Origin of the sequence: Anaerovorax sp. IOR16 (assembly GCF_017168145.1) — a bacterium.
In the GTDB taxonomy this organism is placed as follows: domain Bacteria; phylum Bacillota; class Clostridia; order Peptostreptococcales; family Anaerovoracaceae; genus IOR16.
In genome coordinates, this window is sequence record NZ_JADQTL010000009.1 from 145,446 (window position 1) to 167,014 (window position 21,569).

The following is a 21,569-nucleotide window of genomic DNA, read 5'->3' on the forward strand; positions in this document are numbered from 1 at the left end:
TTTGATTTTTAGATTATTGTATGATATAATATTTTGTCAACCTATACGTATATTTTATAAGTAAAAATAGGTTGAAATTGCTTGGAAGAAAAATGAAAACTTATATAAAAAAGAAGGGATCATGAAAGATGGGGTTATTAGAAAAAATCTTTGGTGATTTAAATGCCAAAGAAGTAAAAAAGGTAGAGAAAATTGTAGATAAAATTGAAGTTCTGGATGAACAGATGAAAGCGTTGTCTGATGAGGAACTTAAGGCAATGACACCAAAGTTTAAAGAGCGGCTTGCACAAGGGGAGACTTTAGATGATATTTTGCCGGAGGCCTTTGCTGTATGCAGAGAAGCTGCATGGAGAAGCTTAGGATTAAAGCATTTCCGAGTACAGCTCATTGGTGGTGTAGTATTGCATCAAGGAAGAATTGCTGAAATGAAAACCGGTGAAGGTAAAACCTTGGTTGCAACTTTGCCTGTTTATTTGAATGCTTTGGAAGGAAAAGGCGTTCATGTCATTACCGTTAATGATTACTTAGCAAAGCGTGATATGGAATGGATGGGTAAGCTTTATACCTTCCTGGGACTGACCGTAGGATGTGTTGTGCATGGAATTACCAATGACGTTCGAAAAGCCGCATATCGTGCAGATATTACTTATGGAACTAACAATGAATTTGGGTTTGATTACTTACGTGATAACATGGTTATCTATCAAGAAGATTTAACGCAACCTCAATTAAACTTTGCAATTGTAGACGAAGTCGATAGTATCTTAATTGATGAAGCACGTACGCCTTTGATTATTTCTGGTCAAGGGGAAAAATCAACGGACCTTTATCATGTTGCCGATCGCTTTATTCGAAGTTTTAAACACGATGTTGATTTTACCATGGAGGAAAAGGACAAGACCGTTTCCATTACGGAGGAAGGGGTCACAAAATGTGAAGAATTTTTCAAAATTGATAACTTCTCGGACCCGGAAAACATGGAAATCAATCATCACGTTCATATTGCATTAAAGGCACATAATTTAATGAAACGTGATGTAGACTATATCGTAAAAGATGGAGAAATCGTTATTGTTGATGAGTTTACCGGTCGTTTGATGTTCGGAAGACGTTATAGTGACGGTTTACATCAGGCAATTGAGGCAAAGGAAGGGATGAAGATTCGTCAAGAATCAAAAACCCTAGCGACCATTACGCTGCAGAACTATTTTAGAATGTATCAGAAGCTCGCTGGTATGACGGGTACTGCCAAAACGGAAGAACAGGAATTCCGTGACATTTATAATATGGACGTTGTGGTGATTCCTACGAATAAGCCAATTGCTAGAATTGATAAAGAGGATTCTATTTATGGAACGGAACGCGGCAAGTTTAAGGCGATTGCGGAGCAAATTGCAGAGCATCATGCTACCGGTCAGCCGGTTCTTGTTGGTACCATTTCTATAGAGAAGTCAGAAGCCATCAGTGAGGTTTTAAAGAGAAAAGGAATCAAGCATAATGTATTGAATGCTAAGCAGCATGACAAGGAAGCGGAAATCATTGCAGAGGCTGGTCGATTGGGCGCGGTAACCATTGCAACGAATATGGCAGGTCGTGGTACCGATATTTTACTTGGCGGTAATCCTGATTTTGAAGCGAAGAAGGAAATGAGAAAGCTTGGTTTTGATGATACGGCTATTTCCTTTGCATCCAGTTTTGTACCGCTTGAAGACCCTGCGCTTATTGAAGCAAGAAAAGAATACAACCGTTTACTCGAACATTATAGACAGGAACGTGCCGATGAACAACAGCAGGTAAAAGAACTTGGTGGTCTTCATATTATTGGTACAGAACGCCATGAATCAAGACGTATTGATAATCAGCTGAGAGGGCGTGCAGGACGTCAGGGAGACCCTGGTTCTACGCAGTTCTTTATTTCGTTAGAAGATGAACTGATGCGTTTGTTTGGTGGTGAACGTATTCAAGGTATTGTTGATAAGCTTGGCGTACCGGAGGATGAACCGATTGAGGCCGGAATGCTTACAAAGTCCATTGAAAATGCTCAGAAAAAAGTGGAAGGCCGAAACTTTGGTATTCGTAAATATGTCTTACAGTATGATGATGTTATGAATAAGCAAAGAAGTATTATCTACAGTGAAAGAAGAAGAGTTCTAAATGGAGAAGACCTTCGTGAACATATGATGTCAATGCTGGAAGAAATTGTGGACGAAAACATTGAAATATGTGTAAGCGGTTCACGATTCGCAGAAGAATGGGATATTGAAGGATTAAATACTAATATTCATAAATATTGCGGGAAACTGGAAAACTTAAGTTACAGCAAAGAAGAAATTGCAGATTTAGAAGTAGAAACACTTCGAAATGATGTATTGGATAAATTCTTATCTTACTATAAGGAAAAAGAACAAGAAATCGGTGAAGAAAGAATGCGTGAATTGGAGCGCATGATTTTGCTGAGAGTGGTTGATACAAAGTGGATGGATCATATTGATGCTATGGATCAGCTGAAATCCGGTATCGGTCTTCGTGCGCTTGGACAGGAAGATCCGGCAAGAGCATATTCGAATGAAGGATTTGATATGTTTGAACTTATGATCAAATCCCTTAAGGATGATACCGTGAAATTCTGCTTCAATGTAACCATACAGACGCAGACGCAACGTAAACAGGTTATGAATGCAGGAGAGGGAACAAAAGCGGAGTTTGATAGCAACATGGGTGGTGAATCCGGAAATGTGCCGGAAGCGGCAAAGGTTCCGGAACGTGAAAGAAAGCAGGAACCGGTGCACAAGGAACCGACTGTTGGCAGAAATGATCCTTGCCCTTGTGGAAGCGGTAAAAAATATAAAAAATGCTGTGGTGCAAATTTAAACGATAGTAATATGGAATAGTTTTTTAGCAGAAGATATATAAATAAAAAGTTTCAGAAAAAGGATAATTGGAAGGATGTGAAAGGAATGCTTGAATTGGATTCGATTAAATCCGAACTGGCAAATGAACAAAAAAATCTAAATGAATTGGGTGAGTCCCTTTGACGTTGCGAAGCTTACCCTTGATTTGGAAGAAATAGATTTTAAAGTACAGATTGATGGCTTTTGGGATCATTTAGAAGAAGCACAAAAGACGTTAAAGGAAAAGAAACGATTGGAAACAAAGCTTGGTGAATTCAATGGCTTGAAAACTCAGCTTGAGGACGTAGAAGTATTGATTCAAATGAGTGAAGAAGCCGAGGATGCTTCCGTAGTGGAAGAGATTCAGGAGATTTACAGGGATTATAAGGAAAAAGTAGAAGAGCTGCGATTAAAAACGCTGCTGAGTGGTCCCTATGATAGCAGTAATGCAATTATTTCCATTCATGCCGGTTCTGGTGGCTTAGATGCACAGGACTGGGCAGAAATGCTTCATCGTATGTATATAAGGTGGGCAGAAAAGAAAGATTATCGCATTCAAACCTTAGATTATCAGGGTGCGGATGAGGGTGGCATTAAGAGTGCAACTTTGCGTATTGAAGGTGAAAATGCGTATGGGTATTTAAAGAATGAAAAGGGAGTGCACCGGATTGTTCGTATTTCTCCGTTTGATTCTTCAGGAAGAAGACACACTTCTTTTGCTTCATTGGATGTAACACCAGAGCTTGACGATAACGTTGCGGTAGAGATTAATCCTGACGATATCCGTGTAGATACTTATCGTTCCAGTGGTGCAGGCGGACAGCATGTCAATAAAACTGATTCCGCAATACGAATTACACATATTCCGACTAACATCGTTGTAACTTGTCAGAACGAACGATCACAGCATCAGAATCGGGAAGTGGCGATGCGTGTGTTGAAAGGAAAATTATACGAATTGGCTTTGCAGGAGCATAAGGATAAGATTGATGAACTGAAAGGAGATTTCAGTCAAATAACGTGGGGAAGTCAAATTCGTTCTTATGTCTTCCATCCGTATAACATGGTAAAGGATCACCGTACCGGAGCGGAAGTAAGTAATGTTTACGGTGTGATGGATGGAGATTTGGATTACTTCATCAATGAAAAATTAAAACAAAAAGAGACGACTGATTCATAAAATTGTATCAGATACCTTATATTTTAATACTAATAATAGAGCAACCCGTTGAGGGTTGCTTTTTCCTTTAAATGCCAGTCATTAAATGCCAAACCTATCACTTAATGGAAATGGGAACCACATCTTACAATGATTGACAATTTGTTGTGGCTATGATATATTGTTTATAAAGGCATTCTGCAAAAATAAGCGGGGTGCCTTGCTATATTTCTAAAGAATTCCCATTAAATGTAATGAGGAAACGTGGATTAAGAGGAGGTATTATATGAGCATAGCAACATTAAATGCGTCAATCAGAAATGGTAAAGCAAAAAAGAGTAGGAAAGAAGGGTTTGTTCCTGCCGTTGTTTATGGAAAAGGCGTTCCAAGCACACCAATTCAATTTCACAATAAGGATATTATCAAAGCAATTAAAGAAAATGGAAGCAGAACAACCGTTAAAATAAAATTGGACGCAGAAACAAAAGTAGGAATTGTAAAGGATGTTCACGTTGATCCGGTAACATCGGAAATGCAGCATGTTGACATTCAGCTTGTAGATAGAGACGAAATCGTAAATTGGGAAATACCAATCACTTTTTCAGGAAGAGAACAATTAAAGTTGAAGCGTTTATTCCTTGAAACGAATTTATCTCAGATTAAAGTTACCGGTAAGGTAAGTGACATTCCGGATTTTATCAATGTAGATGTCGGTGAAAAAAATGCTAACGAGGATATTACAATCGCCGATTTGAATTTAGATTCTAGCATCAAATCATCCCGTCCATTGGATACGATTCTTGCTGTTGTAAAATACGCAGTAAGTAATTAAAATGATAAAAAATAAAATTATACGCAACATACAATCAAAATACCTGCTAAGAATGGTTGCTTTAGCAGGTATTTTTGATTCATAGAAATAACACGTGAAGCATAAGCTTAACAAGGAAATTCATTGGCATTTTTTGTGTGGTAGGGTATACTAATAGATAGAACCTTTCGAAGGAGGATGCTTGTGTGGATTTAAGGAAAAGAAAGCGATTTATCATTAATGCGGCGTATTGTTCTTTGGTTGTTGCTATCGTTGTGGTGATATTTCGTTATGCAATATTTTGGGTAATGCCGTTTGTGATTGGTTTTTCAGTTGCATTTCTATTAAAACCGGTTATTAATAAGCTGTCAAAGCTTACCCATATTAATCGAAAGCCGATAGCAGCATTGGTGCTGTTGCTTTTTTATGCAACGGTAGGACTATTGGTATTTTTGTTTGGGCTTCAAGTATTCTTCTCAGTGCAGCGATTTATATATCAGATTCCTGATATATACACCCAAAAAATGGAGCCGGCTTTGGTCAGCAGTTATAAAAGCTTAGAGATGTGGGCAGCACATTGGGATCCAAAGATTATGAACGCCATTAGTGAAGTTGCAAAAGACTTGCTTGCACAGTTAGGGGCACTGGTATCCAGCGTTTCAACAAAGATGCTTGCCATGATTTCTGGTATCGCGGTTTGGGTTCCGGGTATGTTTGTATCTCTTATTTTTACCATTATATCTTCTTTTTTTATTGCAATGGATTATTATAAGATAACAAATTTTATCGTAAGACAGTTTAATCCACAGCATCAGAATTTAATTTTGGATATAAAAAATTATGTAGTTGGTTCCGTTTTTAAATTCATCACATCGTATGCTTTAATTATGTCGATTACTTTTGCGGAACTTTCGATCGGACTAACGATATTAAGAATCGATCATGCAATTTTGGTCGCATTTCTGATCTCTATGTTGGATGTACTTCCTGTACTTGGAACAGGCGGTGTTGTTATTCCATGGATTCTGATTGAATTGATACAGAAAAATTATTCATTGGCTTTGGGTCTGCTTTTTTTGTATTTATTCATTACCATTATGCGAAATGTCTTGGAGCCAAAAATTGTTGGAAAACGAGTGGGACTTCATCCGGTTTTAATGTTAATCAGTATGTTTGTAGGTGTAAAGCTTTTTGGACCGTTAGGTCTGATTATATTGCCTTTTATATTAATTGTAATTAAAAATTTGAATGAAAGTGGGAAAATCCATTTATTTAAGTAAGGAGACATTTGTCATGATTTTAGAAAAGTTAGCACAAGAATTTCATTTAAAACAATCTCAGGTAGAAGCAACGGTTGGCTTAATTGATGATGGAAATACCATTCCGTTTATTGCAAGATACCGAAAGGAAATGACAGGCGGTTTAAGTGACGTTATACTCCGTGATTTGGAAGAGCGTTTGATATATCTCAGAAATTTGGACGAGCGTAAAGAAGAAGTTATTCGTTTAATTGAAGAACAGGGAAAGCTTACAGAAGAGTTAAAACAGGAAATCGTTAAGGCTGAGGTTTTGCAAAGAGTGGAAGACTTATATAAACCATTTAAGCAAAAAAAAGCAACCAGAGCATCCAAAGCAAGAGAAAAAGGCTTGGAGCCGTTGGCTGTGATTCTTATGGCACAGCAATTAGAGAATGGCACGCCGGAAGAAGTAGCAGCATCGTTTGTACAAGAGGAAAAAGGAGTTGCGACTGTAGCTGAAGCATTGCAAGGGGCAATGGACATCATTGCGGAGATTGTGGCAGATGATCCGGATTACAATGCAGAAGTACGAAAGATGACGTTTGAAAAGGGACATATGACTTCTGAAGCGGTAGATGCAGAGGAAAGCACAGTTTATGATATGTACTACGATCGTTCGGAACTGATTTCACAGATACCAAATCATCGTGTATTGGCTGTGAATCGAGGAGAAAAGGAAAAGAAGCTAAAGATTAAAGTAAAAGCACCGGTAGAAAGCATTCATGATTATCTGAAAAATAGAGTGATAACGAATGAAAAATCTATATTTACTGCAATGCTCAATGATACAATAGAAGATGCCTACAAACGCCTTATGGCTCCTTCGGTGGAAAGAGAAATGAGGAACCTATTAACGGAGCGGGCAGAAAAGGATGCTGTAAAAGTCTTTGCAAAAAATACGGAAAAACTATTAATGACACCTCCGGTAAAAGATGCAAGAGTGTTAGCGATTGATCCGGGTTATCGTACAGGCTGTAAGGTAACGATGCTGGATGAAACAGGGAAACTACAGGCTTATGGTACAATCTATCCAACGGAGCCTAAGAAGGATGTAGCAGGAGCAAAGAAGACACTAACTGCTTTGATAAAAAAATTCAAAGCGAATATCATTGTCATTGGAAACGGAACGGCTTCCAGAGAAACAGAAATTTTTGTGACGGAGCTGATTAAGGAACTATCAGAGCAAGGCATTCATGATTTGCATTATACCATTGTCAATGAAGCGGGTGCTTCGGTATATTCGGCGTCAAAGCTTGCTACGGAAGAATATCCTGATCTTGATGTAACCACAAGAGGTGCAATGTCCATCGGAAGAAGATTACAGGATCCTTTGGCTGAGCTTGTTAAAATTGAGCCAAAGCATATCGGTGTGGGACAATATCAGCATGACATCAATCAGACACTTCTAAATGGTGCGCTGACGAATGTTGTGGAAGATTGTGTAAACCGAGTGGGTGTTGATCTTAATACAGCTTCCCCTTCCTTACTTTCCTACATTGCAGGAGTAAATTCCGGCATTGCAAAAAACATTGTAGCGTATCGAGAAGAACATGGTCGTTTTCAAAATCGAAAACAATTAATGAAGGTTGCAAAGCTTGGTGAAAAAGCATTTAAGCAATGCGCCGGATTTATGCGTATTTCTGATGGAGAGAATCCTTTGGATGCAACTTCGGTGCATCCGGAATCTTATGAAACTGCAGAAAAAATGCTGGACAAGCTTGGAATAGAAAAAGATGAAATCGGAAAAGGCGGAGCAAATAAAATTGACGAAAAAATTATAGACTTGTATCCGGTTGAAAAGAAGAAGCCGCAAAACGGTCATGTAAAAGGGCTTGCAGCTTTAGCCGTGTTAAAGGTTAATCCTAAGGAAGAAAAAAAGAGTTTACCAAAGAGCATTGAAAAAATGGCAGCAGATTTGGGAATCGGTGCTTTGACACTAACGGATATTGTTGCTGAAATAAAAAAACCAGCCAGGGACCCTCGTGAGGGAATGCCGCCTGTAGTATTTCGAAATGATGTATTAAGTATTGAGGATTTAAAGGTGGATATGGAGATGACCGGAACGGTACGTAACGTAGTGGATTTTGGTGCATTTGTTGATATTGGGATTAAAAATGATGGCCTCGTTCATATTTCTCAAATAAGCAACAAGTATATTAAGCATCCTATGGATGTGGTTGGGGTTGGTGACACAGTAAAGGTGAAGATTTTAAGTATTGATTATGAGAAGCAGAAGGTTTCTTTAACAATGAAAATATAGAAAGAAAAGAGAAGACATATGAAGAAAAAAACAACAGTACTTTTTGATTTTGATGGTACAATTATGGATACAAATGATATAATTGTAAAGTCTTGGCAACATACCTTTCGGACTTTAGAAGGAAAGGAACGATCCGTAGAGGAAATTTTAGCGACATTTGGAGAACCCTTGCATATTACGATGGAACGTATTTTGCCGGGCTTTGATACAGACAAAGCAATCGAAATCTATCGCAGCTATCAGTTTAATCATTATCATGAATTGATTGAACTATTTCCAGGTATGGAAAAGGTGATTACAGAATTAAAACAAGAAGGGTATAAGTTAGCAGTTGTTACGTCACGTTTAAGAAACTCCACAGAAACGGGGCTGAATAAGTTTGATTTAACAGAGTACTTTGATGTCATTGTAACCGCAGATGATACAAAAAAACATAAGCCGGATCCCGAACCTGTTTTGATTGCACTGGAAAAGCTCGGTTCTAATCCGCAAGAAGCAATTATGATTGGTGACAGTATGTTCGATGTTCTTTGTGCACAGAATGCAGGCGTTGAAGCTGTTTTAGTGAGCTGGGCTATGGCTACCGATGCACAAGGGAAATTACAAGAAGTAAAACCGGAATATGTCATTGAAAAAGCAGAAGAACTATGGACAATTTTGCGGTAAACGAATGATTATTATTTCATAATAGGAGATGAAATTCATGACGACAATTTTGATTGTAGAGGATTCATTTCAAGATCGAAAGCTTTATTCGGAAGCAATGTCAAGCCTTTTCCAAGTGGAATTATTGTATGCAGAAAGTGCGGAAGAGGCATTGAAGCTAATGAAAATACATAAAATTGACTTATTTCTTTTAGATGTAGAGCTTCCGGGAATGGATGGATTCTCTTTAGCAGCAAGAATTCGAAACACTGCTCAGTACGAGTTAACACTGATTTTGTTTATTACAGGTTACAGTAAAAATCCGTTGGAAGCATTTCGACAATATCATTGCTATGATTTTATTGTAAAACCATTTTCCATCGAAGAATTTAAAGAAAAGATAGCTGGATTAATTGAAAAATTACATAGAAAAAAAGAAAGAGAGAGCCCTATAATTCGAAAATTGGTTGCGTTTGAAACGGAAGGGGAAACTATATTTGTTCCCATAGAGGAAATCTTATTTGCTCAAGTGAGTCGAAGCAGATGCGAAGTGCAGACAAAAACACACCTAATTTCTCTGAAAAAAGTGGCCTTACAGGATGTGATTGAAACGGTAAACGATACTTTTTTCGTACGTTGCCACAAATCTTTTGCCGTGAATGTGAAACAAATTGCCTCAATACGAAGAATTAATTATCGTTTAAGTGAACTTTCTTTTGAGCATTCGGAAAGAAAGATTGATATGTCAAAGCTATATCAAGGAAATGTAGAGGAGCTCCTTTCAGAATTAAATCAAGTGGAAGGAGAGAAGCAGGAGAAAAGCAATGAGTTGGTATGAAAATGGAATCGGAACGTTTTTAGAATTAATGGCAACTCTCTGCTTATTAAACTTATTTTCAGAAGATTATTTACGGCATAAAGTTTCAATCCTATCAATAGGAGTAATCACTGCAGTTGTAGACGTCGTTTTAAATTTTTATTTTACTGATTATCGGCTGATTATTTTAGTTGATTCGATTTGCATTTTAACAATGCTAAAAGCGGTGGTCAAAAGAAAATGGAGTGAACTTATTTTTGAATTCTTCATTTGCTGTGTTGGGGTAATTCTTTTTGAATTTGTTTTAATATGTATCGGCCATTTACTAGGCATGTCAGATGATATGAGTTTCTTTACGCGGTTGGTTCATCTTTCTATCACGCTTTTATTTTGCTGGTGGATAGGAAGTCGAAAGAAGTTAAGGAATGAGTTATGGATTTTTTATAGTAGATATAAGCAGATTTTTTATTTAGTTTTTGGAAATTTATATGTAATATTTTTATTGGAAAGTTATTTGTGGAATAATAAAAATAATATTTTTTATAGTGAAATCGGATTGGTGGCCATTGTTATCATGATTTGGATTTTCATCAATGCTTTGCTTTTTAAAGAATACATACAAAATAGAAAAAAGAGCGACTTGATCGGTATTCATGAGAATTACATTCAGATGATTGAAAATCTCTTAGATAATCTCCAGGAAGAAAAACATGAATTTAGAAAACATTTACAAACAATTGAAGGATTTAGCCATGAAGATGATTCAGTCAATGCAATAATGGGAGTAAAACAGTATATAAAAGATTTGAGAGGAAGAGAAAAGGAAACGCAAGAAAAACAGCCAATTTCTTTCTTAACCGGAAATCGTGTCATTAATGCATTGCTTTCAATCAAGGCAAAAGAAGCAAGCGAGAAGGGAATTTCTTTTTTTATATACCATCAATGTCATTTCCTAGATTGCCATGTGAACAATACGAGCTCATTGAATTAGTGGGTAATTTACTCAATAATGCATTTGAATACGTAGAGAAATTAGACAGGGAAGAACGGAAGGTAACCTTAAGAATTGGTGAAGATGAGAATGAAAAAAGCTTTATTGAAACGAGGAATGTATTTCATATAAAATCACAAGAAGTTCTTCATCTTATGAGCCAAAAAGGATATTCCACAAAGGGGCAAGCCAATCGGGGATATGGACTGCATCATGTCAAACGGATTGTAGAAAAATACAAAGGTACTTTCTTGCTTTTTCAAGAGGATGATTGCCTGGTGATTCGCCTGCTATTTTAGCAATTCTTCAGGACAATCAGGTTCTCCATGATGAAATAAAGATGTGCTGTTGAGTGTAAGATCAGCTACTACAAATAAAAAGCTTGCAGCAGTTGAAAGAAGTAGGCTGTGCATTTTTTTAATCATATGATATTCCCCTTTTAATCATTTTATTATGTACATTAACGTATAATATTTGAATGGCTTGCATAAAAAAAGCCCATATCCCACAATGTATAAAGTAGCTGTCTTTCACGACCAAATGAAACATAAGAAACCAAAAGATACATAAAAGACAAGAGAAGCATTTATTTCTGATATATTTTTCTTTTGTTTTGATTGCTCTTTTTTGCGGAGGCGCCAATGGCAGAAGACAAATCAATGAAACACTAACGATAAAAATGCCTTCATAAACTGCCGCTCCAAGCTTAAGATTCGGTAAAAAAACAAGTTGCAGTAGAGTAAATAGTAAGCTAAGAAAAAAGCATCCCCAGCTGCTGTTTACATGGATACCACCGGTAGTCATACGAATCGGAGCAATGACTGCCATTAGTAGAAGAAATGGCAGCAGCAATCCCATGAGATAAAAAATGAGCATCAGTAGTAAGCTCCCAAAAACAGCATTTCGTCCTTTTTATATTGCCAAAAAATAAAAAACGTTGTATGGTTTGTGTCATAAGAAATTTTAGAAAGATTTATCAGCTATGAGAAGAATTAAGGGGATTTGATTTATGTTAATACGATTTGAATACAAAGCGACACCATATTTGCCTATAAAAAATATTTGTGTTATCGGTTCCTTTAATGGGTTTCAGCCAGAAAAAGGTGTCATGCAAAAGAAAAATGGTGCTTGGGTTTTTGATATGTTACTACCTGAGGGGGAACACCGATATAAATTTTTAATTAATTATAGGATAAAGCTAAATGATCCTAACGCAAACCTGTATCGTCCCGATGAATCGGGTGAACTATGGTCTGTCATTTTAATTGATGATAAAGGGCAGCGTTTATATAATAATGAACAATATAAGATAACAATAGAAGAATATTTACTTTCAGGGAGAATTGTAGAGCCCGAAGAAACAAACGTAACTAGCAGAAAACATTTTAATCGAACTTTGGATAAAATGGTTGTTGCAAGATTTGCTTTTACTGAGGTTACCGGTATTCATGAGGTAACCGCATTTTGGTTTGAACCAAACGGAAGTTTGCATTCTTACTCTCAAAGAAATTTGTTTTCTGATGAAAAAGATCTGGACGAGCCAATTCATCTTTGGTTTTGGGTTCCCTTTGATAAAATAAAGGGAGATGGTTCTGCAGGACTTTGGACTTTAAAACTCTTTATTAATGGGAATTATATAATGGAAGATCAAATGACTATTAGTAGAAGCTTTCCTTACCAAGGGTATGGAAATGGATATGGATTAAAGAGAGTTTAGATTAATTGCAGTAGCGTTCCTTTAGAACCTGAATGATTGCTTCTACACGGTGATCACTGATGGAATAAACGATGTTTTGACCTGTCTTTTTTGAACTGAGAATCCCATGTGCCTTTAGTACAGAAAGATGCTGTGAAAGAGCAGATTGCGTAATATGCGAGACCCTGTTTCCAATTTCACTTACGCTGAGTGGCTGCTCCATAAGGACACATAAAATCATAAGGCGATTCTCATTTGCTAGCACTTTAAGAATTTCCGTTACATGAGTAAGATTGTCTTCTTTTAGCAATTCATCCTGATTTTTCTCAAAACATTCTTTCTTTTCATTATCCTCATTTTTATTCTTGTCACGATTTATATCGTTAGTATTTTTATAATCTTTCATCTAATAATCCTCTCTTTCCATCCTCATTTTCGCATACCAATCAGTAAACCGTCAAGACTTAACGTGAACTTGTGGTTTTGTGTCGTAACTGGCATATGCTCTGTGTCATAGTTCCCATAGGACAATAGACACACCATGAGCGAGGCTTATATAAAGCCATAGTGATTAGACCGAGTAAGGTGGATGTCAGCATTAGGCTGTAAAATCCAAAAGAAAATTGTGCAATCCAAGGAGATACCATGGAGGTATTCGTCCATTCCCAAGGAACTTTAAACGTCCAAAACAACGTAATAATCTCTCTTAATCCATGTACATTGGAAAACACTAGATAAGTGGAAAAGAGCATATTAAAAAACATTGTCATGAAAAAGACCAAAAATCCATATCGGAACCATTTAGAGCGAAGCCATGATGGGATGGATCGGTGAGAAGATAAACGAAGTCCGTTTCCCAATCGTTCCAATAGTTGGCCTCGACCACAGTAGTGATTGCAGTAATGCTTATTCCCTCCAATCAAAGCAAATAAAATCGGAATGATAAAGCAAAGAATGCCAATCCAAGCAAAAAGAATATTAAAAAATCCTAATATCAGATAGGTTGCAGTTACAATCCAAAGATAATCGTACCAATGTTTCTTCTGTTTCATTTAAGACTCCTTTCTTTCTGTAATGGTAATCACTGACGCAGGGCAGACCCTTTGACATTTGCCACAGCCTACGCATTTTGTTGCATCTATGATTGCGTGGCTTCCTTTAAAAATTGAAATCGCTTGAAGCGGGCAAGCTTTTAAACAGCTCCCGCATGCTACACACTCTTCAGAAATTAAAGCTATTTTTTTTGCCATTAAATATCTCTCCTTATTAGAATATTAGTATATCCTAATATACTAATAAATAAAACAAATGTCAATCCCTTTTTTACAGAATTGACATAAAATTTTTCTTTTTTTCAATGGAATAAAATCTTTAATAGGAAAAGGTTTTTAAATCATCTTTGATGGATTCTTCACCTTGATTGGGAAACATTGTATGATGGTATCGTTTGTAATAATAAAAAGAAAGAAAGAGTGTTAAAAACTCAGCGACAGGTACGGCCAGCCAGATTCCGGCTTCTCCAATAAATTTGGGGAGAGTGACAATTGCTATGGATGCAAAAATCAGACAGCGAAATGCAGAAAGAATTCCGGCGATGCGACCGTTCCCAATTGCAGTGAAAAGTGTAGCTATAAAAATATTGATTCCGGTAAATAGAAAGCACCAAGAAAATAGAAACATTCCATAATCTGCTACTTGAATAACAGCAGTATCTTCAGTGAAGATTTTAATCATAAGTACTCTTCCGGTAAGGGAGAGTAAAAAGATTAGAACAGACATCCAAGCCAAGCTAATGTAAGAGTGTTTCAGTACCAATCGGGTACGCCAAGCATTTCCTGCTCCGTAGCTGTAGCTGATAATTGGTGATGCGCCCACGGAAACGCCAATATAGATTGCAACGAGGAAATAATAAATAAACATAATGATTGAAACAGCAGCAATCCCCGTCTCTCCTTGATATTTTAAAATACTGATATTAAAAAGAAACGTAATCACACCTGTGGAAAGCTCAATTAACATCTGAGAGCTTCCATTGATACAACATTGTACGAGAAACATTATATGAATAAGCGGTTTTGTATAGTGAAGATTGGAACGCTTGGTGAGAAAGTAAATCACACCAATCAAGCCTGAGAGCAATATGGATAAAAAGGTTCCTAAAGCAGCACCTAAGATACCAAGCTGCATTGGAACAATAAACATATAATCAAAAATAATATTTAAAACCAACCCTAGGGTAGACATGAAAAAAGCAAGGGAAGGATTACCGTCAATACGTGCAAAATGCTCAAAAAAAAGTTTAAACATCATTGGAATGGTCATAAGGATTGTTACAAATCCATAGACCGTAGTATAAGGCATTAGTACATCGGTAGAGCCTAAAAGTTTTAAAATCGGATAGAAAAAGGCTAAGCATACTAAGGTTAGGATAAGACCAATTAAGAATAAGGCTAAGACGATAAAGCTAAATAATCCATCGGCTTCTTTTTTCTTTTGTTCTCCAAGCTTAATCGCGATAAAAGCGCCTGCACCGGAAGCAAGCATGAGTGCAATGCCATAGAATACGCAGGTAAGCGGAATAATAATATTGATTGCTGCTAGAGCGTTTGCTCCGACAAAACGGGAAACGAAAAAACCATCCACTGTTGTATAAAAAGATAGAGTAATCATACTTATAATTGAAGGCAATAAAAACCGTAAAAATTGCGGATAAGTTTGTCGCGTTGTAAATGTAGTTGATTCCATGATGGACCTCCGTTCGAGTGAAAAATGATATAAGATAAAATTCTTATAGTATAAGAATAAACCTTGTAGTAACTATAGAGTCAAGAAAAATAAAAAAAATCTTCCTCATATCCGTTAGGAATGTAGGAAGATTTTATAAAGGTAGGATTTCCATATATTATTTTAAAACCGCATATACACGATAATACTCAGTACAATGATTTCGCTCATAGTCGGTGATGCTTTGCCTTGCATAAATATCACCAGTCAGTAATAAGTGATGATGATTGGCATAGTTTAAGATTGGAGCGAGCATTTCATTGACATTGTCCTGATATTTTACCACGGTAAACAGACAGCGGTCGGCCTTTTCTTCGATGATATCTTTACCAGTAAAATCAAAGTCTAAATTTTGTGAGATGCTTTTATCTAACACAATGTAACGCTCTACCATAAGCGGTTTGTTTTTATTAAGATTACAGTAAAAAGAAAAGGTTAGAAAAAAATCTAAGTTCTGATTGGGACGCAGTCCTTCTTGGAAGGAAAAAAGACTGTCTGAATAATTACCATAGGAGTCTTTTTTACAAAGAGCTGCAGGCATAGAGCGAATGTCAAATTTCCCATAAAATTGCAAGGATTCCGTATGAAGGTGTTCCCAATTTTCCAGCTTAATTAAAGAATCTTGATAGCGACGGATCTTTTCTTTTATTTGTAATTTTTTTTCACCAATCATGTCAGTGATTTCGTTGACTCCCATGCCATTAAAAATTTCACGGATGTCCTTTATTGGGATACCGATGTCTCGATAAAACAGAAGATCAGTCAACAAGAAAATATCTTCAAAGGTATATTCTCGATATCCATTTATAGGATTTTTTTTCGGAAACAAAAAGCCTTCACTTTCATAGTAACGTAATGTTTCCGGTGATATTCCAAATAATTTTGAAACTTTACCAATATTTAGCCTCATAACAACCCCCTATTTGGCAATCGTTTTTTCATTATATGAAAAACATATAGGCAGCTTCTTGGTTTCGGATGGCTACTTCTTCAACAAGATCGGCTAAAGAAATTTTTGATAATGTTTCAAATACTGCTTCATCTAATTTCGAAAAAACTCGTGCTTCCATTGCTTTATCCAAAAAAGGAGCTTTTTCCTGAACTGTTTGCTCCGCAGGTTGAAATAAGGTACTTTCGATAGCGGAAAGTACTTGGAATACAGTTATTTCTTTTGGATCTCGACTTAATAGATAACCGCCCTGCGGTCCTTTGATAGAAGTAACGAGTTCTGCTTGTCTCAGCAGAGAGAAGGCCTGTTCCAGATATAACTTGGAAACTCCAAGTGCTTCCGATATTTTAATAAGTGTAACAGTTTTGTCGTTCGCATGAATTTGTGCCATGTAAGTGAGCGCTGCTAACGCGTAACGGCCTTTTGCTGAAATTCGCATGGTTTCCTCCTAGACATTCTTTTAACTAAGAATGAGGTCTTACCTTTATTGTACGAAAAGTAAAAAAAGATGTCAATACATAGTAAACATATATGTAATAAAATATTTGAATGATAAATAAAAAAGAATAAAAAAACCTATTGACAAGAGAATAGGAGAAAGATATAATTCAAAACATATTAAACTAGTATGAAATGTATGTTATTAAGAATATGTTTTTAGAATACAAAGAATGGAGGATTAAAAATGAGTAAGATTGCAAAGAGTTTGACAGATTTAATTGGGAAAACACCCCTTATGGAATTGTCTAATTATGAGAAAAAGAATGAGTTAGAAGCAACTTTAGTTGCAAAATTGGAATATTTTAACCCAGCAGGCAGTGTGAAAGATCGTGTCGGAAAGGCTATGATTGATGATGCAGAAGCAAAAGGGTTATTAAAAAAAGGTTCCGTAATCATTGAACCAACCAGTGGAAATACAGGGATCGGTCTTGCATCAGTAGCGGCGGCCAGAGGATATAAAGTTGTTTTAACAATGCCGGAAACCATGAGTATAGAACGAAGAAACCTATTGAAAGCATATGGAGCTGAAATAGTATTGACAGAAGGTGCAAAGGGTATGAAAGGTGCAATTGAAAAAGCAGAGGAATTAGCGAAAAATACACCGAATTCTTTCCTTCCAAGTCAGTTTACAAATCCAGCAAATCCAGCGATTCACAAAGTGAGCACCGGACCTGAAATTTGGGACGATACGGATGGAAAGGTGGACATTTTTGTAGCAGGTGTTGGTACTGGTGGTACAATTTCCGGAACCGGTGCTTATTTAAAGGAGAAAAATTCAGAGGTAAAAGTAGTGGCTGTAGAACCGGCAAGTTCTCCGGTACTGTCACAGGGCAATGGAGGACCTCACAAAATTCAAGGAATTGGCGCCGGATTTGTACCGGATACATTAGACACTTCCGTATATGATGAAGTCATCGCAGTTGAAGATGAGGATGCATTTAAAGCAGGAAGAGAAGTCGCACATTCCGAAGGACTTTTGGTCGGAATTTCCGCCGGAGCAGCTGTTTTTGCCGCAACAGAGCTTGCTAAGCGTCCGGAAAACAAAGGAAAATTAATTGTAGTATTGCTACCGGATACAGGAGAACGTTATTTATCGACACCATTGTTTTCGGAATAAGGCATTGTAAATCTCTTTCAAAAAAAGTAAGATAAAAGAAACAGAATAAGAAACGAAAATGATTACAAAACGAAAGAGAAAGAGGGGACTCTATGCTGCGAATTTATTACGGCAGAGAAAATCTCGATAAAGATAAATTTTTATTCGGGGAAATTGAAAAACGATTAAAAGAAATTGCAAATTGTGAAAATCAAAATCATATTTTATTGGTCGTACCCGACCAATTTACACTACAGGCGGAGCGCAATGCTTTCGCCTGTCTTGGTGTAGAGGGATTGATGGATTTGGAAGTATTATCGCAGTCTCGTCTCGGCAGCAGAGTTGTACAAGAAACCGGTGGAGGGAAACGGCTTCATATTGATAAATACGGGCGTCATATGTTGCTTTCAAAAATTATAGGAGAGCAAGAGGATTCTTTTGATGCGTTTCAGGGTATGAAAAAATCCCATGCTTTTATTGAAATGGTCAATGACCTAATTACTGAAATGAAGCAATATAATCTAACGGCAAAGGAATTGACGGAATATCTTACTGAAATGGAAGCGGATTCATTGTTATATCGGAAGCTTTGTGATGTTCAAAAAATATATGCTCGTTATGAAGCTGCTTTAGAAGGAAATTATGCCGATACGGAAGACAGCATGGCATTATTTGCCGAAAAAATCCCGGAATCTCAATGGATTAAAAAATCAGAAATTTGGATTTATGGATTTGATTCATTTACACCAAAATCATTAAAAATTATAGAATCATTGATGTTACAGTCTTTGAATGTGACGATTGTTTTAACGGATTGTAGAGAAAAGGTCAGAGATCAAGATCTCTTTGATTTGTCGAAAGATATGATTCGTCGCTTGGAAGCATTGGCGCTGAAAAATCAATTCCCTATCGAGCTGATTGAAATTCCGAATCATTATATGATTGAAAAAAAACAAGGTAAGCAGTTCTTTGGAAAAGGGAAAATGGAAGAGCTTATTCATTTAGAAAGAGAGCTTTTTTCCTATCCGCAGAGACTCTATGCGGAAAAATTGAAGGCCATTTCCTTTTGTACTTGTGCAAATTTTTATGCGGAAGCGGAAACAGCTGCAACAGAGATTACTTCACTCGTTCGTGATTATGGATTACGGTATCGTGAGATAGCGGTCATTTGTAACGATATGGAAGAACGTGGTTCGGTTATCCGACGAGTTTTTGAGCAATATGAAATTCCTTTCTTCTTGGATCATAAGCGAACTATTTTACATAATCCTGCCATAAAGTTAGTATTGGCACTCCTTTCTCTTATTGAAGGGAATTATGCTTTCGAAGATGTTTTTGAATGCATTAAAACCGGATTGTTTTTTGATGACGACTTTTTTAATGAAGAGATTGATTCACTTGAAAACTATGCCATTCAATATAAAATAAGAGGAAATCGATGGAAAAGCGAGTTTCGATATGGGAAGAAGGAATGGGGCGATGAGCAGCTTGCTAATCTTAATCACATGCGGAGCACTTTTCATCATACAATTGATCGATTTAAAACCGCGTTTCAGGAATCTCAAAATGTGAAAGAGCAAACAACGGTACTATATCATTTTTTAAGTGATACTCTTAATCTACCTTTTAAATTGGAAGAATTACAGCAAGAACTGATTGATCGAATGGAATATGAATACGCCGAAGAGGTAGCACAGGTCTGGGAGGTTGTACTGGCTATGCTTGATCAGCTTGTGGAGCTTTTGGGAAGTGAAGAATTGAGTGTGGAAGATTACGCTAAACTTCTGCATGCAGGCTTTGAAGCGGTAGAGATCGGACTTTTGCCACCAACCGCAGATCAGGTTTTGGTAGGAACGATGCAGCGTACTCGTACAGGTAAAATCAAGGCACTTTTGATTTTAGGAGCCAATGAAGGTGTACTGCCTTCTGCACAAAATGAAAAAGCCTTACTGAATGATGATGAAAAAGCAGTCTTAATGCAAAAAGGAATTGAGATCTGTAAGGATGATATATTACGAATACAGGAAGAAAAGCTTGCGATTTATAAAACGTTATCAAAGCCGACTGATTATATTTGGATGAGCCATACAGTTTCTGATTTAGAAGGAAAAGAAATGAAGCCATCTATGATTTTTGAAAAGCTGCATGCTCTTTTTCCTAAGGTCACTGTCGAAAAGGATATTCAGAACCGTGATGATGTTATGCTGAGAATTCAACGGGTACCAAGCACAGCAAATTATTTGACGGAAGCTTTACGTGATGCTTCTGATGGAAAGACTCTTCGTGAACAATGGAAGATAGTATATAATTGGTTTTTACAAAAAGCGAATGAGAAGACGGAAACCAAATTACCGGGAATCATTTCCGGATTGCAGGCAGGGATTTTATATGAAAATCGAGTAGAAAAATTGCAGCGTGATTTGGTAGAAACACTTTATAAAAAAGATGGATGGAAGGATTTTCTTTTAAGTCCATCCAGGCTGGAACGCTTTGGACGCTGTCCTTTCTCTCATTTCATTCAATATGGACTTCGACCAGCAGAACGACGTATTTTTGAAATCGCAGGTCGTGAAGTAGGAGATGCTTATCATGAATGCTTGATGCGATTTTCTCAGGAATTAACGGTAGAAGGAATGGACATTACGGATGAGAGATCGCCTTGGATGAAGCTTACAAAAGAAACTTGTGCCGATCGTATTTCATCATTGATGAAGGAAATTGCATTGGAATATCGTGAAGGTGTTTTTTCTCAGGGGGAAGAGGAAAGCTATCGTATGGATCGTATGAGTCAAGTATGCATTGATGCTGCATGGGCTTTGGTCTCTCATGTTCAGTGCGGTCATATCAAGCAAGTATATTTTGAAGCAGAATTTGGACAGGCAAAAGAAAAGCCGTTTCCTCCGGTCGTAGTGGATGTACAGGGTCAAAAGGTTCGGATTGAAGGGAAAATTGACCGTGTGGATGTTCTCTCCGGAAAAGAGAATTCCTTTATTAAAGTCATTGACTATAAATCCGGTAAGGAGCGATTTAATCTAGAGGAAGCCAAAGGTGGATGGCGGTTACAATTGATGCTATACTTGGAAGCGGCAATGGGAGGATTTTCAAAGACAGATACAAAGCCAGCGGGTGTTTTCTATTTTGAAATTGCAGAGCCTATGGTGGATGCTAGTGGAATTGCTCCGGAAGAATATATAGATAGCTTAAGGGAAAAACTAGCTCGTACCTTTAAATTGGATGGTGTGCTTTTGGATAATCCAAATGTAATCGAAAGTATGGCAGGAGATTTTACTGGAATATCCGATGTCATTCCGGTTCGAAAAAAGAAGGATGGTACGTTTTCAGGTACTTCTGAAGGAAAACTTTTGGATGAAGCGGAATTTGAATCATTTCGTGAGCAAGTGCATCATACCATTGAAGGCTTATGTAATGATTTGGTTTGCGGCAAATTAGACATTCGACCTAAAAAAACGAAAACAACAACCGCTTGTGAATTTTGCAAATTTAAAGGTATCTGTCATTTTGATTTGGCATTCAAAGGCTGTCAGTATAGTAAATAGTGAAAAGTGCATAATCTATAATGATTAAAATAAGTAAGGGTGTGTATCCATTTCATTGATACACACCCTTAAAAATGATATTCTTATGGCAATCAATGTTTTGCGAAGGAGGTA

Annotated in this window: 19 protein-coding genes and 1 pseudogene; 12 read left to right on the forward strand and 8 right to left on the reverse strand. The window is 37.0% G+C overall.

All coding sequences use genetic code 11. The features are described 5' to 3' along the window. The first annotated feature begins 128 nt into the window (after positions 1-128). From secA to I2490_RS04235, 9 genes are all read left to right on the forward strand, one after another. Positions 129-2,891, forward strand: a complete 2,763-nt coding sequence (gene secA, locus I2490_RS04195) for a preprotein translocase subunit SecA (RefSeq protein ID WP_206458527.1) — start codon at positions 129-131, stop codon at positions 2,889-2,891. A 66-nt stretch (positions 2,892-2,957) separates the two neighbouring features. Then, a protein-coding gene (gene prfB, locus I2490_RS04200) for a peptide chain release factor 2 (RefSeq protein WP_206458528.1) occupies positions 2,958-4,071 on the forward strand; the annotation gives its coding sequence in 2 pieces (ribosomal slippage) (positions 2,958-3,032 and positions 3,034-4,071; 1,113 coding nt in all). A gap of 265 nt (positions 4,072-4,336) precedes the next feature. Next, positions 4,337-4,882, forward strand: a complete 546-nt coding sequence (locus tag I2490_RS04205) for a 50S ribosomal protein L25 (RefSeq protein WP_206458529.1) — start codon at positions 4,337-4,339, stop codon at positions 4,880-4,882. A 185-nt stretch (positions 4,883-5,067) separates the two neighbouring features. Continuing rightward, positions 5,068-6,141, forward strand: coding sequence for a sporulation integral membrane protein YtvI (ytvI, locus tag I2490_RS04210; protein WP_330634571.1), 1,074 nt, complete (start codon positions 5,068-5,070; stop codon positions 6,139-6,141). 13 nt (positions 6,142-6,154) lie between these two features. Further along, the gene (locus I2490_RS04215; protein ID WP_245157086.1) at positions 6,155-8,419 is read left to right on the forward strand and encodes a Tex family protein; all 2,265 of its coding nucleotides are present in this window, start codon (positions 6,155-6,157) and stop codon (positions 8,417-8,419) included. Positions 8,420-8,437: 18 nt separating this feature from the next. Next, on the forward strand, positions 8,438-9,085 hold the full coding sequence (gene ppaX, locus I2490_RS04220; RefSeq protein WP_206458531.1) for a pyrophosphatase PpaX: 648 nt from the start codon (positions 8,438-8,440) through the stop codon (positions 9,083-9,085). A 37-nt stretch (positions 9,086-9,122) separates the two neighbouring features. Further along, positions 9,123-9,902 (forward strand): LytR/AlgR family response regulator transcription factor, encoded by a 780-nt coding sequence (locus tag I2490_RS04225; RefSeq protein ID WP_206458532.1) that lies wholly within the window; start codon positions 9,123-9,125, stop codon positions 9,900-9,902. After that, entirely contained in the window at positions 9,889-10,872 is a 984-nt protein-coding gene (locus I2490_RS04230) for a hypothetical protein (RefSeq protein WP_206458533.1), read from the forward strand. Before I2490_RS04225 ends, I2490_RS04230 begins: the two co-directional genes overlap by 14 nt. Next, positions 10,872-11,171 carry a GHKL domain-containing protein gene (locus I2490_RS04235; RefSeq protein ID WP_206458534.1) on the forward strand — a complete coding sequence of 100 codons (300 nt, stop codon included), beginning with the start codon at positions 10,872-10,874 and terminating at the stop codon, positions 11,169-11,171. Before I2490_RS04230 ends, I2490_RS04235 begins: the two co-directional genes overlap by 1 nt. Here I2490_RS04235 and I2490_RS04240 read toward each other — a convergent pair. Both I2490_RS04240 and I2490_RS04245 read right to left on the reverse strand, forming a co-directional pair. Next, positions 11,163-11,297 (reverse strand): cyclic lactone autoinducer peptide, encoded by a 135-nt coding sequence (locus I2490_RS04240; RefSeq protein ID WP_206458535.1) that lies wholly within the window; start codon positions 11,295-11,297, stop codon positions 11,163-11,165. The two genes, I2490_RS04235 and I2490_RS04240, sit on opposite strands and share 9 nt — an antisense overlap. Beyond that, positions 11,290-11,757, reverse strand: a pseudogene (locus I2490_RS04245) (accessory gene regulator B family protein); the annotation flags it as partial. The pseudogene I2490_RS04245 and the gene I2490_RS04240, both read right to left, overlap by 8 nt. A gap of 124 nt (positions 11,758-11,881) precedes the next feature. Here I2490_RS04245 and I2490_RS04250 point away from each other — a divergent pair. Beyond that, positions 11,882-12,589 (forward strand): hypothetical protein, encoded by a 708-nt coding sequence (locus I2490_RS04250; protein ID WP_206458537.1) that lies wholly within the window; start codon positions 11,882-11,884, stop codon positions 12,587-12,589. Position 12,590: 1 nt separating this feature from the next. Here I2490_RS04250 and I2490_RS16580 read toward each other — a convergent pair whose 3' ends face one another. The 6 genes from I2490_RS16580 to I2490_RS04280 all read right to left on the reverse strand — a co-directional run bounded on the left by I2490_RS16580 (position 12,591) and on the right by I2490_RS04280 (position 16,740). Then, on the reverse strand, positions 12,591-12,974 hold the full coding sequence (locus I2490_RS16580; RefSeq protein ID WP_206458538.1) for an ArsR/SmtB family transcription factor: 384 nt from the start codon (positions 12,972-12,974) through the stop codon (positions 12,591-12,593). 58 nt (positions 12,975-13,032) lie between these two features. Next, positions 13,033-13,620 carry a 4Fe-4S binding protein gene (locus I2490_RS04260; RefSeq protein ID WP_206458539.1) on the reverse strand — a complete coding sequence of 196 codons (588 nt, stop codon included), beginning with the start codon at positions 13,618-13,620 and terminating at the stop codon, positions 13,033-13,035. Then, positions 13,621-13,818, reverse strand: a complete 198-nt coding sequence (locus tag I2490_RS04265; protein ID WP_206458540.1) for an ATP-binding protein — start codon at positions 13,816-13,818, stop codon at positions 13,621-13,623. It abuts the gene before it with no gap. Positions 13,819-13,939: 121 nt separating this feature from the next. Continuing rightward, positions 13,940-15,313 carry an MATE family efflux transporter gene (locus I2490_RS04270; RefSeq protein ID WP_206458541.1) on the reverse strand — a complete coding sequence of 458 codons (1,374 nt, stop codon included), beginning with the start codon at positions 15,311-15,313 and terminating at the stop codon, positions 13,940-13,942. 157 nt (positions 15,314-15,470) lie between these two features. Then, positions 15,471-16,262 carry a MerR family transcriptional regulator gene (locus tag I2490_RS04275; RefSeq protein WP_206458542.1) on the reverse strand — a complete coding sequence of 264 codons (792 nt, stop codon included), beginning with the start codon at positions 16,260-16,262 and terminating at the stop codon, positions 15,471-15,473. Positions 16,263-16,293: 31 nt separating this feature from the next. After that, positions 16,294-16,740, reverse strand: a complete 447-nt coding sequence (locus I2490_RS04280) for an RrF2 family transcriptional regulator (protein ID WP_206458543.1) — start codon at positions 16,738-16,740, stop codon at positions 16,294-16,296. A gap of 246 nt (positions 16,741-16,986) precedes the next feature. Between I2490_RS04280 and cysK the strand changes: the two genes are divergently transcribed. Further along, the gene (cysK, locus tag I2490_RS04285; protein WP_206458544.1) at positions 16,987-17,919 is read left to right on the forward strand and encodes a cysteine synthase A; all 933 of its coding nucleotides are present in this window, start codon (positions 16,987-16,989) and stop codon (positions 17,917-17,919) included. A 92-nt stretch (positions 17,920-18,011) separates the two neighbouring features. Beyond that, complete coding sequence (locus tag I2490_RS04290) at positions 18,012-21,455, forward strand: PD-(D/E)XK nuclease family protein (protein ID WP_206458545.1); 3,444 nt, start codon at positions 18,012-18,014, stop codon at positions 21,453-21,455. The last annotated feature ends 114 nt before the right edge of the window (positions 21,456-21,569 follow it).

Bases quoted from the DNA above. Each gene is read 5' to 3' on its own strand.
- secA (WP_206458527.1), top strand. From the start codon at position 129: ATGGGGTTATTAGAAAAAATCTTTGGTGATTTAAATGCCAAAGAAGTA.
- ppaX (WP_206458531.1), top strand. From the start codon at position 8,438: ATGAAGAAAAAAACAACAGTACTTTTTGATTTTGATGGTACAATTATG.
- I2490_RS04270 (WP_206458541.1), bottom strand. From the start codon at position 15,313: ATGGAATCAACTACATTTACAACGCGACAAACTTATCCGCAATTTTTA.
- I2490_RS04225 (WP_206458532.1), top strand. From the start codon at position 9,123: ATGACGACAATTTTGATTGTAGAGGATTCATTTCAAGATCGAAAGCTT.
- I2490_RS04250 (WP_206458537.1), top strand. From the start codon at position 11,882: ATGTTAATACGATTTGAATACAAAGCGACACCATATTTGCCTATAAAA.
- I2490_RS04280 (WP_206458543.1), bottom strand. From the start codon at position 16,740: ATGCGAATTTCAGCAAAAGGCCGTTACGCGTTAGCAGCGCTCACTTAC.
- I2490_RS04205 (WP_206458529.1), top strand. From the start codon at position 4,337: ATGAGCATAGCAACATTAAATGCGTCAATCAGAAATGGTAAAGCAAAA.
- I2490_RS04290 (WP_206458545.1), top strand. From the start codon at position 18,012: ATGCTGCGAATTTATTACGGCAGAGAAAATCTCGATAAAGATAAATTT.
- I2490_RS04275 (WP_206458542.1), bottom strand. From the start codon at position 16,262: ATGAGGCTAAATATTGGTAAAGTTTCAAAATTATTTGGAATATCACCG.
- I2490_RS04240 (WP_206458535.1), bottom strand. From the start codon at position 11,297: ATGATTAAAAAAATGCACAGCCTACTTCTTTCAACTGCTGCAAGCTTT.
- I2490_RS04260 (WP_206458539.1), bottom strand. From the start codon at position 13,620: ATGAAACAGAAGAAACATTGGTACGATTATCTTTGGATTGTAACTGCA.
- I2490_RS04230 (WP_206458533.1), top strand. From the start codon at position 9,889: ATGAGTTGGTATGAAAATGGAATCGGAACGTTTTTAGAATTAATGGCA.
- cysK (WP_206458544.1), top strand. From the start codon at position 16,987: ATGAGTAAGATTGCAAAGAGTTTGACAGATTTAATTGGGAAAACACCC.
- I2490_RS04265 (WP_206458540.1), bottom strand. From the start codon at position 13,818: ATGGCAAAAAAAATAGCTTTAATTTCTGAAGAGTGTGTAGCATGCGGG.
- I2490_RS04215 (WP_245157086.1), top strand. From the start codon at position 6,155: ATGATTTTAGAAAAGTTAGCACAAGAATTTCATTTAAAACAATCTCAG.
- I2490_RS16580 (WP_206458538.1), bottom strand. From the start codon at position 12,974: ATGAAAGATTATAAAAATACTAACGATATAAATCGTGACAAGAATAAA.